This is a genomic window from Psychroflexus lacisalsi (assembly GCF_020164495.1).
In the GTDB taxonomy this organism is placed as follows: Bacteria; Bacteroidota; Bacteroidia; order Flavobacteriales; family Flavobacteriaceae; genus Psychroflexus; species Psychroflexus lacisalsi.
In genome coordinates this window covers 1,372,888-1,387,101 of record NZ_JAIQYZ010000001.1, presented here as the reverse complement: position 1 = coordinate 1,387,101, position 14,214 = coordinate 1,372,888, and the positions used below count along the sequence as shown (strand labels likewise).

At 34.2% G+C, this 14,214-nt stretch carries 13 protein-coding genes; 7 read left to right on the top strand and 6 right to left on the bottom strand.

The window, feature by feature from the left end; translation table 11 throughout:
• Nucleotides 1-2: 2 nt before the first annotated feature.
• Genes efp through LB449_RS06420 form a run of 5 tightly spaced genes read right to left on the bottom strand, consistent with a single transcriptional unit; the run spans nt 3 to nt 5,029 of the window.
• Nucleotides 3-569: an elongation factor P gene (gene efp, locus LB449_RS06440; RefSeq protein ID WP_224454246.1), complete on the bottom strand. Its 567-nt coding sequence runs from the start codon at nt 567-569 to the stop codon at nt 3-5.
• A 6-nt stretch (nt 570-575) separates the two neighbouring features.
• Entirely contained in the window at nt 576-1,358 is a 783-nt protein-coding gene (gene lpxA, locus LB449_RS06435; RefSeq protein WP_224454245.1) for an acyl-ACP--UDP-N-acetylglucosamine O-acyltransferase, read from the bottom strand.
• A gap of 1 nt (nt 1,359) precedes the next feature.
• Nucleotides 1,360-2,754, bottom strand: a complete 1,395-nt coding sequence (locus LB449_RS06430; protein ID WP_224454244.1) for a bifunctional UDP-3-O-[3-hydroxymyristoyl] N-acetylglucosamine deacetylase/3-hydroxyacyl-ACP dehydratase — start codon at nt 2,752-2,754, stop codon at nt 1,360-1,362.
• Nucleotides 2,741-3,775, bottom strand: coding sequence for a UDP-3-O-(3-hydroxymyristoyl)glucosamine N-acyltransferase (lpxD, locus tag LB449_RS06425; RefSeq protein ID WP_224454243.1), 1,035 nt, complete (start codon nt 3,773-3,775; stop codon nt 2,741-2,743). The genes LB449_RS06430 and lpxD overlap by 14 nt, the downstream gene beginning before the upstream one ends.
• Nucleotides 3,776-3,799: 24 nt before the next feature.
• Nucleotides 3,800-5,029, bottom strand: a complete 1,230-nt coding sequence (locus tag LB449_RS06420) for an HD domain-containing protein (RefSeq protein ID WP_224454242.1) — start codon at nt 5,027-5,029, stop codon at nt 3,800-3,802.
• Nucleotides 5,030-5,064: 35 nt separating this feature from the next.
• Between LB449_RS06420 and porX the strand changes: the two genes are divergently transcribed.
• From porX to LB449_RS06390, 6 genes are all read left to right on the top strand, one after another.
• Nucleotides 5,065-6,615 (top strand): T9SS response regulator signal transducer PorX, encoded by a 1,551-nt coding sequence (gene porX / locus LB449_RS06415; protein WP_224454241.1) that lies wholly within the window; start codon nt 5,065-5,067, stop codon nt 6,613-6,615.
• A gap of 4 nt (nt 6,616-6,619) precedes the next feature.
• On the top strand, nt 6,620-7,030 hold the full coding sequence (gene tsaE / locus LB449_RS06410) for a tRNA (adenosine(37)-N6)-threonylcarbamoyltransferase complex ATPase subunit type 1 TsaE (protein WP_224454240.1): 411 nt from the start codon (nt 6,620-6,622) through the stop codon (nt 7,028-7,030).
• Between the two features lie 57 nt (nt 7,031-7,087).
• Nucleotides 7,088-8,293 (top strand): alanine dehydrogenase, encoded by a 1,206-nt coding sequence (locus tag LB449_RS06405; protein ID WP_224454239.1) that lies wholly within the window; start codon nt 7,088-7,090, stop codon nt 8,291-8,293.
• A 9-nt stretch (nt 8,294-8,302) separates the two neighbouring features.
• A complete protein-coding gene (locus LB449_RS06400) occupies nt 8,303-8,677 on the top strand; it encodes a DUF4258 domain-containing protein (protein WP_224454238.1) in 375 nt (124 codons plus the stop codon).
• A gap of 58 nt (nt 8,678-8,735) precedes the next feature.
• Entirely contained in the window at nt 8,736-9,032 is a 297-nt protein-coding gene (locus LB449_RS06395; RefSeq protein ID WP_224454237.1) for a hypothetical protein, read from the top strand.
• A 126-nt stretch (nt 9,033-9,158) separates the two neighbouring features.
• Entirely contained in the window at nt 9,159-10,577 is a 1,419-nt protein-coding gene (locus LB449_RS06390; protein ID WP_224454236.1) for an MltF family protein, read from the top strand.
• Here the strand turns inward: LB449_RS06390 and LB449_RS06385 are convergent.
• Nucleotides 10,574-11,752, bottom strand: coding sequence for a hypothetical protein (locus LB449_RS06385; protein ID WP_224454235.1), 1,179 nt, complete (start codon nt 11,750-11,752; stop codon nt 10,574-10,576). The genes LB449_RS06390 and LB449_RS06385 overlap by 4 nt on opposite strands.
• 190 nt (nt 11,753-11,942) lie before the next feature.
• Between LB449_RS06385 and LB449_RS06380 the strand changes: the two genes are divergently transcribed.
• On the top strand, nt 11,943-14,171 hold the full coding sequence (locus tag LB449_RS06380; RefSeq protein ID WP_224454234.1) for a TonB-dependent receptor family protein: 2,229 nt from the start codon (nt 11,943-11,945) through the stop codon (nt 14,169-14,171).
• Nucleotides 14,172-14,214: the final 43 nt, after the last annotated feature.

Genomic DNA, 14,214 nt, shown 5'->3' with positions numbered 1-14,214 from the left:
ACTTATTCTTTAATTCTTTCTTTGTAAGTCCCTTTTTCAGTTTCAACTTTCACTTTGTCTCCTTCATTGATAAATAGAGGAACGTTTACTTCTGCACCAGTTTCTAATGTTGCAGACTTTGTAGCGTTGGTTGCCGTATTGCCTTTCAATCCCGGCTCTGTTTGAGTCACTTCAAGAACAACGTGTGGAGGCATATCTACAGAAAGAGGCATATTGTCTTCAGTATTGATAAGAATGGTGACAACCTCTCCTTCTTTCAATAAATTCGGCATATCCAAAGCTGCTTCCAAGAGTCTGATCTGAGTAAAATCCTCTACATGCATAAAGTGATAAAATTCACCTTCCTGGTATAAAAACTGGTATTTATGGGTTTCAACTCTTACTTCTTCAATTTTATGACCAGCAGAAAAGGTATTGTCGATGACTTTTCCTGTGGTCACACTTTTTAACTTAGTTCGTACGAAAGCTGGTCCCTTACCAGGCTTTACATGAAGAAATTCAGTTACTTTAAATATATCGTGATTGTACCGTATGCACAATCCATTTCTAATGTCGCTTGTTGTAGCCATAATTATTTAGTTTGAAAAATATCCTTTCATAATTCCTCTCTGGGAATCTTTTATAAACTGAAGTATTTCGTCTCTTTCGGGAGTTGCTTCCATTTCAGCCTCGATGATGGAAACTGCTTGAGTGTTGTTATAGTTCTTTTGATAAAGAATTCTATAAATGTTTTGAATTTCCCTTATTTTATCGGTGTCAAACCCTCTACGCCTTAGACCAACGGAATTGATACCTACATAGGATAATGGCTCTCTTCCAGCTTTCACAAATGGAGGAACATCCTTTCTTACCAGAGAACCACCTGTAATGAAAGCGTGTCTTCCTATACTGCAAAATTGTTGCACAGCGGCCATTCCTGCTAAAACAGCATAATCTCCAACAGTAATATGTCCCGCTAAGGTACTGTTGTTGGAAAACACACAATTATTGCCAACAATACAATCGTGAGCAATGTGGCAATATGCCATGATCCAGCAATTTTTACCAATTTTAGTTTTCATTTTATCACTTGTCCCACGGTTGATGGTCACACACTCGCGAATAGTTGTGTTATCGCCTATTTCAGTAATTGTGTCCTCGTCTTCAAATTTTTTATCCTGTGGAACTGCAGAAATAACAGCTCCCGGAAAAATGCTTACATTTTTTCCTATGCGAGCGCCTTCCATAATCGTTACATTAGAACCAATCCAAGTTCCTTCGCCAATTTCAACATTGTTATGAATGGTGGTAAAAGGCTCTATCACCACATTTTTGGCAATTTTTGCTCCAGGATGAACGTATGCTAAAGGTTGATTCATATTATTTCGATTTTACAAGTTGAGCCATGAGTTCAGCCTCACAGGCTAGTTTGTCATTTGCGTAAGCATAGCCTTGCATATGACAAATTCCACGTCTTATTGGAGTTATAAGTTCTAGTTTGAAAATAAGAGTATCTCCGGGAACTACTTGCTGCTTAAATTTTACTTTATCTATTTTAATGAAATAAGTCAAATAGTTTTCTGGATCCTCAACACTACTTAAAGCTAAGATCCCTCCTGTTTGAGCCATAGCTTCAATTTGAAGTACACCTGGCATAACGGGTTTTCCGGGGAAATGTCCTACAAAAAAAGGTTCATTCATAGTGACATTCTTAGTACCTATTACAGATTTGTCCGTCAATTCAAATATTTTGTCGACGAGTAAAAATGGTGATCTATGCGGGAGTCTTTTCATGATCTCCGTCACATCATAAAGCGGAGGCTTGTTAAGATCAAATTTGGGTACCTTATTTCTTTTTTCTGTTTTTATAATTTTCGCTAGTTTTTTAGCGAATTGTGTATTTATAGTATGACCAGGCTTGTTTGCAATCACCTTACCTCTAATGTGAGTTCCAACTAAGGCTAAGTCACCAATCACATCAAGTAACTTGTGTCTGGCAGCTTCATTTGGATAATGAAGTGTTAGATTGTCTAAAATACCGTTTGGTTTTACTGAAATCTCGTCTTTACCAAAAGCTTCTTTCAGTCTAACCATTGTATCTGGGGAAAGTTCTTTGTCTACATAGACAATTGCATTATTGAGATCTCCACCTTTTATCAGGCCATTAGCTAACATTGCTTCAAGCTCATGCAAAAAACTAAAGGTTCTTGAATCTGCGATTTCCTTTTTGAAATCGCTCATCTTATTCAAATATGCATTTTGTGTCCCCAAAACTTTTGTTCCAAAGTCAACCATTGTTGTGACTTGGTACTCATTTGCAGGCATTACAATAATTTCAGAACCCGATTCTTCATCTTTAAAAGAAATAACATCTTCGACGATAAATTCATCTCTAGGCGCATCTTGCTCTTCAATGCCTGCTTTTTCAAGTGCTTCTACAAAAAACTTAGAAGAGCCGTCCATGATAGGCGGTTCTGATGCATTGAGCTCCAAAAGAACATTATCTATTCCTAAACCAATGCAAGCTGCTAGAACATGCTCTGAGGTTTGAATGATCACTCCGTTCTTCTCTAGACTTGTCCCCCGATCTGTGTTAGTCACTAAACCAGCGTCTGCTGGAATAATGGGTTCTCCCTCAAGGTCAATCCTTTTGAAAGAAAATCCATGGTTTATAGGAGCTGGTTTGAAGGTAAGTGTTACGTTTTTACCAGTATGAAGTCCTACTCCGTGAAGAGAAACTTCGTTTTTTATGGTAGTTTGGTTATTGATTTTCATTCTTGGAAAGTTGTTTTTCAATAGTGTCTATGCGGTTGATAATTTTTGGGAAATTTCTAAAATGGACATAAGATTTATTAAAATCACTATAACCAAAAGCTGGAGAACCTTGTATAGCTTCGTCGTTTTTAATATTTCTTCCCACTCCCGTTTGAGCCTGAATTCTTACGCGATCTCCTATTTTAATATGTCCCGCAACACCAACTTGACCGCCAATTAGGCAATTTTTTCCGATTTTGGTAGATCCAGCAATCCCGGTTTGTGCGGCTATTGCTGTATGCTCTCCAATTTCAACATTATGAGCTATTTGGATTTGATTATCCAATTTCACTCCTCTCCTTATAATCGTTGAACCTAAAGTGGCTCTATCTATAGTTGTCGCTGCTCCAATATCTACGTGATCTTCAATAATTACATTCCCGATTTGTGGAATCTTTGAATACTCTCCGTTATCTGAAGGTGAAAATCCAAATCCATCTGCACCTATGATGACTCCACTGTGGAAAGTGCAATGACTGCCAATTTGTGTTTCAGAATATATCTTACTTCCTGCAAATATTGTAACATGATCTCCGATGGTTACATTGTCTCCAATATAAACATTAGGATAAATCTTTACTTTATCACCAATAACAACATTTTCTCCAATATAGGTAAATGCCCCAATGTAAGGTTCTTCTCCTAACTTGGCAGAATTTGAAATTGAACTTGGAGTTTCAATTCCTTTTTTATCTAATTTAATCTGATTATAAACCTCTAATAATTTTGAAAAGGCTTCGTAAGAGTCCTCAACCTTTATGAGTGTTGTTGAAATTGGTTGATTCTTTTCAAAAGTTTTGTTGACTATACAAATACTCGCTTCAGTTTCGTAGATGTATGACGTATATTTTGGGTTGGATAAAAAAGTTAATGACCCCTCTTTACCTTCCTCTATTTTGGAAAGTTTATTGACTTCAGCATCGGGGTTTCCCTCGATTGTTCCGTCTAATATATCTGCTATTTGTTGAGCTGTAAATTTCATTGTGGCAAAAATAGAAAAAAACGGTTAATTATTGGATTTTGGATGACATATGTAGTATTTCACAACAGCTTTCGATAAGGCTTTCAGATTTAATTGATCTGAAGCTGAAGATACATCCTTGATTTTACCATTTTTATACCAGATATTAATATGTTCTTTATCAGGTTGGTAAGCAAGGTTTGATGTTGATCCTTCAAAGACAAAAAACTCTGCATCGGACTCTGAAATATTAAAATGTTTACTTGCTTTTTTTAAATATTCTTCAAGTTTTTGAGGGTCTACAGGTTCATTTTTTAATTTAACTTTAAGTAAATCGCGATTCAAAATCATTCGACTCAACTTACTTAAAACAAAATCATCATGATATTGCCAAACTTTAACGGCTGAAATTATATCATAATCATCTAGTTTCGAAAATAACTCAAGAGTTGAATCATCAAAATTTTCAGAATCAATTTTATTCCTCAAAAAAAAGTTTAGAGTTGAGTTATCGATTTTTTCCTGTGTGGTTTCAAAAACAAATTTTGCTCTGCGTAATAATCTTATTAATATTTGTTCGGCACAGAGACTGGTTTTATGCAAATAAACCTGCCAATACATAAGTCGTCTGGCAACTAAAAATTTCTCAATTGAATAAATTCCCTTTTCTTCAACCACAAGCTCATCATCAACCACATTCAGCATATTGATTAGACGCTCGCTATTAATATTACCTTCTGCAACACCTGTGTAAAAGCTATCTCTTTTTAAATAATCCAAACGATCGATATCCAGCTGACTCGAAATGAGCTGACAGAGAAATTTCTTATGATGATTTCCTCTAAAAATGTCAATTGCTAAAGTTAGTTGACCATTAAATTCAGAATTGAGTTTATTCATGAACTCAAGTGAAAGGTATTCATGTGAAATATCACTTACAATAGAATGTTCTAGTGCGTGGGAAAAGGGACCATGACCTATATCGTGAAGTAAAATAGCTATTTGCACCGCCTCTTCTTCCTCTTCTGAAATTTCGACGCCCTTAGACTTTAATATGTCGATTGACTTCTTCATGAGGTGGAGACAACCGAGAGCATGGTGAAACCTGGTATGATTTGCTCCAGGATATACTAAATGCGAAAGCCCCATCTGAGTGATACGTCTTAATCTTTGAAAATATGGGTGTTCAATAAGATCAAAAATTAAAGCACTTGGAATGGTAATAAATCCATAAATGGGATCGTTTATTATTTTAAGTTTGTTCCTTTGGTTCAATTCAAAATTTTTAAAAAACAAATATACAGCTATATATGTCAAAGATAAAAGTACTCTGGGTGGATGATGAAATTGATTTACTGAAGCCACATATATTGTTTTTGGAGAAAAAATCATACGAGGTCACGACTTGTCAAAGCGGGTCTGAAGCGATTGACGAAGTTGCCAAAACGAGGTTTGATATTGTTTTTCTTGATGAAAATATGCCTGGCCTTTCCGGGCTTGAAACTTTGAATGAACTTAAAGGCATCAGAAGTGACTTACCTGTTATTATGATTACCAAAAGTGAAGAGGAGTATATTATGGAAGAAGCTATTGGATCAAAAATAGCAGACTACCTTATTAAACCTGTCAACCCAAATCAAATCCTCCTTAGCTTAAAGAAGAATCTAGATCACTCCAGATTGATTTCAGAAAAAACAACTCTGAATTATCAGCAAGAATTTAGAAAAATTTCTATGGAATTGACCAATGTTAATTCTTACCAGGAATGGATTGATTTATATCTAAAACTGATTTATTGGGAACTGGAACTTGAAACTGTTGAAGACAGTGGCATGTTTGAAATTCTTGAATCTCAAAAAAATGAGGCCAATATTGAATTCTGTAAATTCATAGAACAAAATTACCCGACCTGGTTCGAAAAAAATGCTGATGCTCCTACTCTATCGCACACGCTTTTCAAATCTAAAATACTACCAGAATTATCTAAAGATCAACCAACACTCCTTGTTGTTGTAGATAATCTAAGGTATGATCAATGGAAGTCATTTGAATCCACAATTGCCAATCACTACAAAAAAAGCAAGGAGGAGCCTTACTTCAGTATCTTACCAACCGCCACCCAATATGCTAGAAATGCTCTATTTTCTGGACTTACCCCATCTGATATGGAAAAAATATATCCAGAATATTGGTTAAATGATACCGAGGAAGGTGGAAAAAATCAATTTGAAAAAGAATTTCTAGAAGCTCAGCTTGATAGACTTGGAAAGGATTATAAAACCCAGTACCACAAAATCACAAACGTGGCTAAAGGTAAAAAGTTAGCTGAAAATTTTAGAAGTCAAAAAGACAATGATTTAACTGTTTTGGTTTACAACTTTGTAGATATGTTATCACATTCCAAAACAGAATTGGAGGTCATCAAAGAACTCGCATCCAATGATAAATCCTACCGATCTTTGACTCAAAGCTGGTTTAAAAATTCGCCTTTGCTTGATATTATTCAGCAAGCGCAAACTTTAGGTTTTAAATTAATAATGACTACAGACCACGGAACAATAAATGTAAAACATCCCTCAAAAGTAATAGGCGATAAAAACACGAGTTTAAATCTAAGGTACAAAACAGGTAAAAGCCTTACTTATAACGAAAAGGATGTTGTCGTTGCAAAAGATCCTAAAAAAATACATCTCCCTAGTATTAATATGTCGAGTTCATTTATTTTTGCTAAAGAAAATTATTTTTTAGCTTATCCTAATAACTATAATTATTACGTGAATTATTATAAAAACTCATACCAGCACGGAGGAATATCTCTTGAAGAGATGATAATCCCATTTGTAGTCATGGAGCCAAAATAAAGACATGAATTTTAGTTATAAAATCGAAGATCTTAATAGAGTTGCAACTCAAATCTTAAAAGAAGCCAATTCAAAATACATCTTATTTTCTGGTGAAATGGGCACGGGAAAAACAACACTTATTAAGGAGCTCGTAAAGCTACTTGGGAGCGAAAATAAAGTATCTAGTCCTACATTTTCTCTAGTAAATGAATATGAAGGCGAAAATGATGGCATCTATCATTTCGATTTCTATAGAATTGATGATGAAATTGAAGCTTATGATATGGGGTTTGAAGATTACTTGGATAATCAGCATTATGTTTTTATAGAATGGCCGGAAAAGATACCAAATCTTTGGCCAGAACATTACACCTACATTCAATTGGAATTAAACGAAGATAACTCTCGTTCATTGAGCCTTAATGAGTTTTAAATAATTTAGAAGACTTTCCAGTATTTTTTAATTATTTTCGCTTAACTAAACATTTCAATGAATCCACACTCTTCAAAATCACCTTTTTCTACTTCAGAATTACTTCCTCAAGAGGAAATGCTTGAAATACAACATTCCAAAGGCCAGTTGTTTATTGGTTTACCAAAGGAAACTTCTTATCAAGAAAAAAGAGTTTGCCTTACTCCAGATGCTGTCAATGCACTTACTCAAAATGGGCATAGAGTTTTGATAGAAAGCGAGGCTGGACTGCAAGCCAATTTTAGTGATAAAGATTATAGTGAAGCTGGTGGTGAAGTAACTAAAGACACCAATAAAGTTTTTGCCTGCCCAATTATTCTTAAGGTTGCCCCACCTTCAAAAGAGGAGTTACAGCTGATTAAGCCTCAGGCTATTTTAATTTCAGCACTTCAGCTTAAAACCAGGAACAAAGCTTATTTTGAAACTCTAGCTCAAAAAAGGATTACAGCCTTGGCTTTTGAGTTTATTAAGGATCAATTTGGAGGTTATCCTGCTGTAAGAGCATTGAGTGAGATTGCTGGCACTTCTTCTATTTTAATAGCTTCAGAACTTTTATCAAACATGTCTGGAGGAAATGGACTTATGTTTGGTAACATAAGCGGTGTTCCTCCTATTGAGGTCGTTGTTTTGGGAGCTGGAACAGTAGGCGAATTTGCAACAAGAAGTGCATTAGGATTGGGTGCAGGAGTAAAAGTTTTCGATAGCTCTCTTACAAAATTACGTTGTTTACAAAGCAATCTTGGCCGACCTATATTCACATCTACTTTACAGCCCAAAATTCTTTTGAAAGCTTTGAAAAGAGCCGATGTAGTTATCGGTGCCGTAAGAGGAACCAATAGAGCTCCAATTATCGTTACTGATGAAATGGTCAAAAGAATGAAAAAAGGTGCTGTAATTATTGATGTGAGCATCGATATGGGTGGTTGCATCGAGTCTTCTATAATGACGACACATGATAGGCCAACTTTCCAAAAGCACGATGTAATACATTATTGCGTGCCAAATATTCCTTCAAGGTATTCTAGAACAGCATCTCTATCAATAAGTAATATTTTTACCCCATATCTACTTCAAATTGGTGAAGAAGGTGGTCTCGAGCCAGCTTTAAGAATTGATTCAGGACTTAGAAATGGTCTCTACTTTTATCATGGGATTTTGACAAGTAAATCTGTTGCAGATTGGTTTGATCTTAACCACAGAGATCCCAATTTACTTATATTTTAAAAAAATTACATGAAATTTATTCATAGACTAGGTTATTACTTATCTGGATTTGTTGTAGGAATTATAATGCTCATGTTTTTCCTGGGTGGAAAGAAAACATCTTGTGATTGGGGACTAGATGCAAGAGTTTTAAAAAATATGAGAAACAAAGAACGAATAGTTGAAGCAGACGCTTTAAAGTTTTTTCAAGAAAATAGAATCGATACGGCAACTATCTCTTATTTATTAAAATCTGGTGATGTCAACTTTAAAGAAAGTAACATTGACGCAAAGCCATGTAAAATTTATCAGGTTGAAGGTGTTGTAAATAATCAGGAACTTGGGTTTATTTTTGAAAATTGCGATTCTACAGCTGTCCTAAAAAGAGTGTTTAATTTAAAATGATTTTATTTTTTAATGTAAACTTTTATTTTATGTTTGTTAGTATCTAAACCAATATAGAATGAAACGCATCATAATCGATTACAAAAAGCTTACGCCCGAAATACTCTCTCTTCTGGTACAAAAATATCCAGATGGATACGATGACAGAGATGTAGTTGTTTTTAAAAATGCTAAAAATGAAACCATTGAGGCCGTGGAGGTCAAAACTGATGATACAATTTACTTGGTGAAGATTAGCACAAGGCTTGAAGATACGATGACAAAGTTTGATGTTGAAGATTACGAAGAAGATGAAATGGAGATGAATTATGTCGATTTACCCCAAAAAGAGGAAGATGAGGAAGAAGATGATTAAGTAGTTATTTATCAACATATTATACGTTAAAAGCCAGATAAATCTGGCTTTTTTGTTTTCAAAACATTAAGAAATTATTTCACTGCTTTAAAGTAATTCATATATTGATGATTCTTAAACAGACATATGAAAAAGATTTTACTCCTTTTATCGATTGTTTTATTGAGCTGTCAATCCGAGACGAAAGTTAAAGAAGACGAAAACGCAGAAAAATTTTCTAGAGATTTAGAAGCTATTAAAGAAAGCGGAACACTCAAAGCTCTCACCATTTATTCTGGTACCACTTATTTCCTATATAAAGGTCGTCCAATGGGTTTTGAGTATGAACTTTTAGAGCGATTGGCAAATGACTTGGATGTTGAGCTAGAAATGGTTGTCGCCAAAGATGAAAATGATCTCGTCGACTTATTACAAAATGGAGAAGGTGATCTTTTGGCTTACGGTTACACGATAACTGAGTCTAGAAAAAAACAAATAAATTTCACTACACCACTTTACCTCTCTCATCAAGTACTGGTTCAAAAAAAACCAGAAAATTGGAGACGTATGAAGCTACATGAAATTAAAAATTATCTGGTCACCAATCCAGTTGAACTTATTGGGGACACAATATCTGTAAAACGAAATTCATCATACGCATCACGGGTTAAAAATCTATCCAACGAGCTGGGTGGGAATATTTTTATTGATACCCTTAAAGGAACTTTATCTACAGATAAAATTATTAAAAAAGTAGCTGAAGGTGATATTAAATATACAATTGCAGATGAAAATATAGCTTTCATTAATTCTTCTTATTATCCCATTTTAGACATAAGTACATCACTTAGTTTATCACAACGCATCGGATGGGCAGTACGAAAAAGAGATACGACATTACTTTCAACTGTGAATCAATGGTTGGAAAATGCTAAAAAAACAACTGACTACCATGTTATCTATAATAAATACTTCAAAAATAAGAGACTCTATAAAAAGAGAGTGGTTAGTAATTTTTATAGTCTAAATGAAAATAAAATTAGTCCCTATGACGACATTATAAAAGAAAACGCAAATCTCATAAATTGGGATTGGAGACTTCTTGCTTCTGTTGCTTATCAAGAATCTCAATTTAAACCAGACAGGGACTCCTGGGCTGGTGCAAGTGGTTTGATGCAAATTATGCCAGCAACAGCAAGAGAACTTGGAGTCACAGATCCATATAATCCTAAACAAAGCCTCAAAGCTGGTTCTAAATATCTTGATCAGATGCTCGGTAGTCATGAAAATGTCACCGACAGTATACAACGTATAAAATTTGCCCTAGGTTCTTATAACTGTGGATTATATCACGTTAAAGACGCTCAAAAGTTAGCTAAAAAACAAGGTTTGGATCCTTTAATTTGGGACAATAACGTTGAATTAGCATTATTAGATTTAAGCTTTCCAGAACATTACAACAAAGACTTCATCAAATATGGTTACGTAAGAGGTGAAGAACCTTTCAATTATGTGAAAGAAATATTCAAAAGGTATGAACACTATAAAAAGTTCATAGACAACTAGTTAGACAATTGTTGCTTCAAAATTACCTTTAGTTTACTTTTTATATCTTCAGATGCGTCCGTAAGCATTTGTTCATTAGTAGGATATTCAACGGGGCCTCTTCTTATTAGATAAGCTTCATCATTATTTAAAATTCTTGAATCTCCATCGAAATTTGCAAATCGGTTTTCAAATACGAAAACACTTTCCAATGGATAAGTGTTAATTTTCTGATCTTGTAAAAGATCAAAATAATTCACATTGGCAACTACTTTAACTTCCTTGGATTGGAGGGTTTCAAATAAAGTACCGTTAGCGATAACTGTAACATCTTCTTTAATTTTATTACCTCTGTCGTCTATAATATAATTTCCATTTCTATCTTTTTTATACCTCCATCCATCAACTATTTCTCGTTCTAAAGGAATCTGTCTTTCAATTAGACGTTCAGGAGAAAATTGAATGGAAGTAAAATTGATTTCAATAGAGTAATCGTAAGAAACATCTTCTCTTTTATTCACATGGTATTCAGTCCAGAGATCATCAAGATCTAAAGTGCTAAAATTAAGAAGCCTATCCTCTACCTGAGCTGGAATAATTTGCTGAGTATCATTATAAAGTGAAACTAATATGAAATCAATGCCATTCAAGTAAGCTTCCCTTTTAAGTTGAGATACATTTTTGAAAGTTGGAGCTAGTTTTTCTAATTCAACAAAGCTGTTGTAGGCTAATCGGCTATCAATTTTATCCTCAGATCTTAAAAGATCATTGGCCTTAGTGTATAAATAATTGACATAATTTTTTTTACCGACAAGAATATTATCTGTGAAATCATAGAATTTAAAATCAATGTTTTCATCTCTTTCATTTTTTAAAGGCAAAAGAGGTTTAATTCTATTTTGAACATTTTGAAGGCTTACGTAAGCTGCATACACCGGTTTCGAATTATCTTTTAAGGTTTCTCTTTCAAGAAAATCAATTCGTTCCAGAGTAGACGATCTGTATTTTTCAAAAGATTGCTTGAGCAATAATGCATAAGCGGCACTTTTACCATTGTATTTGTTTTTTTGAAGTTTATCTACAGACCTATTTATAGCCTCGATGTAATTTCCAGAATTTAAGGCCTGCTGAGTTTTCTTGACTGAATTGCAAGAAATTAAAAGAGTAGCGCTAAAAAGAAGTATAAGTTTTTTCATTTTCAAAATTATATGATGCTACAAATGTAGATATTCTAAAATTGATAAATTTCTGAATTCATATGACTGAGAATCAAAATTGTATAAAGTTTTATTTAAATTAAGTCTAAATAAATTTGCAGTATCTAACATTGAATATTAATTTTGCGCGAAATTAAATTTTATACATAATTATTCTAAATAAAGAAACATGAATTTAAAGCAAGTTACTGCAAGTTTATTGTTTTTATCTGTGAGTTTATTGTCGGCTCAAGATCAAAAGAAAGAAAAAAATGATTCAATCCAAGACCTTAAAGAAGTAACTATAGTAGCAAACAAGTTATTGGGAAGTAAATTTGAGGCTAGAAATAGAACAGGATCTGCTTACTTTCTTTCAAAGCAAGAACTTCAGCAACAAAACTACTCCGATATTAATAGAGTATTAGGCCAAATTCCAGGAGTAAATATTTATGAAGAAGATGGATTTGGATTAAGACCGAACATAAGTTTAAGAGGTACTTCACCTGAACGTTCTTCAAAAATAAACATCATGGAAGACGGAATACTGATGGCTCCTGCTCCGTATAGTGCTTCTGCAGCTTATTATTTTCCAAATGTTAACCGCATGCAAGCAGTTGAAGTTCTTAAAGGAAGTAGCCAAGTACAATATGGACCAAACACAACTGGTGGTGCTATCAACTTTGTTTCTACTGAAATTCCAGACGACTTTAAGATCAACCTAAGATCGAGCTTTGGTAGTTTCAATACATTGAATTCTTATGCTAATGTTGGGGATTCGTTCAAAAACTTCGGCTATATGGTTGAGTATAACAGAAGACAATCTGAAGGATTCAAAAATTTGGACAATGGCGGAGATACGGGATTTGATATGAATGATGTGGTTGCAAAGTTTAGAATAAACACCGATGCTGACGCCAAAGTTTATCAATCTTTAGATTTTAAATTTCAATACTCAGATGAACAATCAGATGAGACTTATCTAGGTCTTACTGATGAGGATTTCAACAGGACACCATTTCGAAGATATGCTGGATCTCAAGAGGATTTGATGGATACAGAGCATACTCAGTTCATGTTGACACACACTGCAAAATTCAACGATTATTTCAGAATTACGACAACAGCTTACAGAAATGATTTTAAAAGAAATTGGTATAAATTGAATGACGTATCAGCAGCTGGTCAATCTAGTAGCATAGCTAATTTACTTGATAACCCAGGAGAATTTCCTTTTCTTTTCGGAATCGTAAATGGATCACAAGATTTTGCCGGTTCTGCCTTAAATCTTAAAAATAACAATAGAGAATATTATTCTCAAGGTATCCAAACTAAGGCAGATTATCACTTTCTAACTGGCGATGTCTACCATGACATAGAAGTTGGTTTGAGATATCATCAGGATGAGGAGGATCGTTTCCAATGGGTAGATGGTTACAACATGATCAATGGAAATATGAATTTGATAGATGCTGGAGTTCCAGGAACAGATTCTAATAGAGTGACAGACGCAAAAGCGCTTGCAGCACATATTTTATACAAATTGAAATACGGTAAATTAACTTTGATCCCAGGATTTAGATATGAAAACATCAAACTAGAACGAAATGACTACGGCAGTAATGACGTTAATAGAACTGGGGTTGATTTATCTTCAAGATCTAATGAAATCAATGAATTCATTCCTGGAGTAGGTGCAAATTATAAGTTGAATCGAGAACTTTCGTTCTTTGGCGGTATACACAAAGGATTTTCTCCAGGTGGGGCAAGACCTGAAGAAAGCTCTGAGCAGAGTGTAAATTATGAGTTAGGTACACGCTTCAATCACAATGGACTTTCTGGTGAGGTTGTAGGTTTTTACAACGATTATAGTAATTTGTTAGGAAGTGATTTTGCAGCAACAGGCGGTGTAGGTACTTTAGATCAATTTAACGCAGGAGAAGTAGATGTGAAAGGTATTGAAGCTCAAGCTGCTTTTGATTTTCTAAAAAGCAATTCTAACTTTAGTCTGCCACTAACTCTTTCTTATACCTTTACGGATGCTACTTTTCAAAATAATTTTGATAGTAACGTTGGTATTTGGGGAGAAGTATCTGATGGTGATGAAGTTCCTTACATTTCTAGACATCAATTCAATGTGGGTTTAAGCTTTATAGCCAATAAATTTGAAGCCCATGCTAACGCTAGATATAGAGGAGAATTTAGAACTCAAGCAGGTTCTGGAAGTATTCCAGCCAACGAAAAAGTTGGAAATAATTTTATAGTGGATATTTCTGCTAAATATCGCTTAACACAAAACTTTAGTTTGACTTCAAACATTATTAATTTGCTTGATACAGAATATGAAGTAGCAAGAGTTCCAGCTGGATTGAGACCAGGTCATCCTTTTGGAATATACGGTGGTTTTGAATTTAGATTTTAACTTAGTTAAGTTATAAATTACAATTTAAAAAAGAGCCTGAATC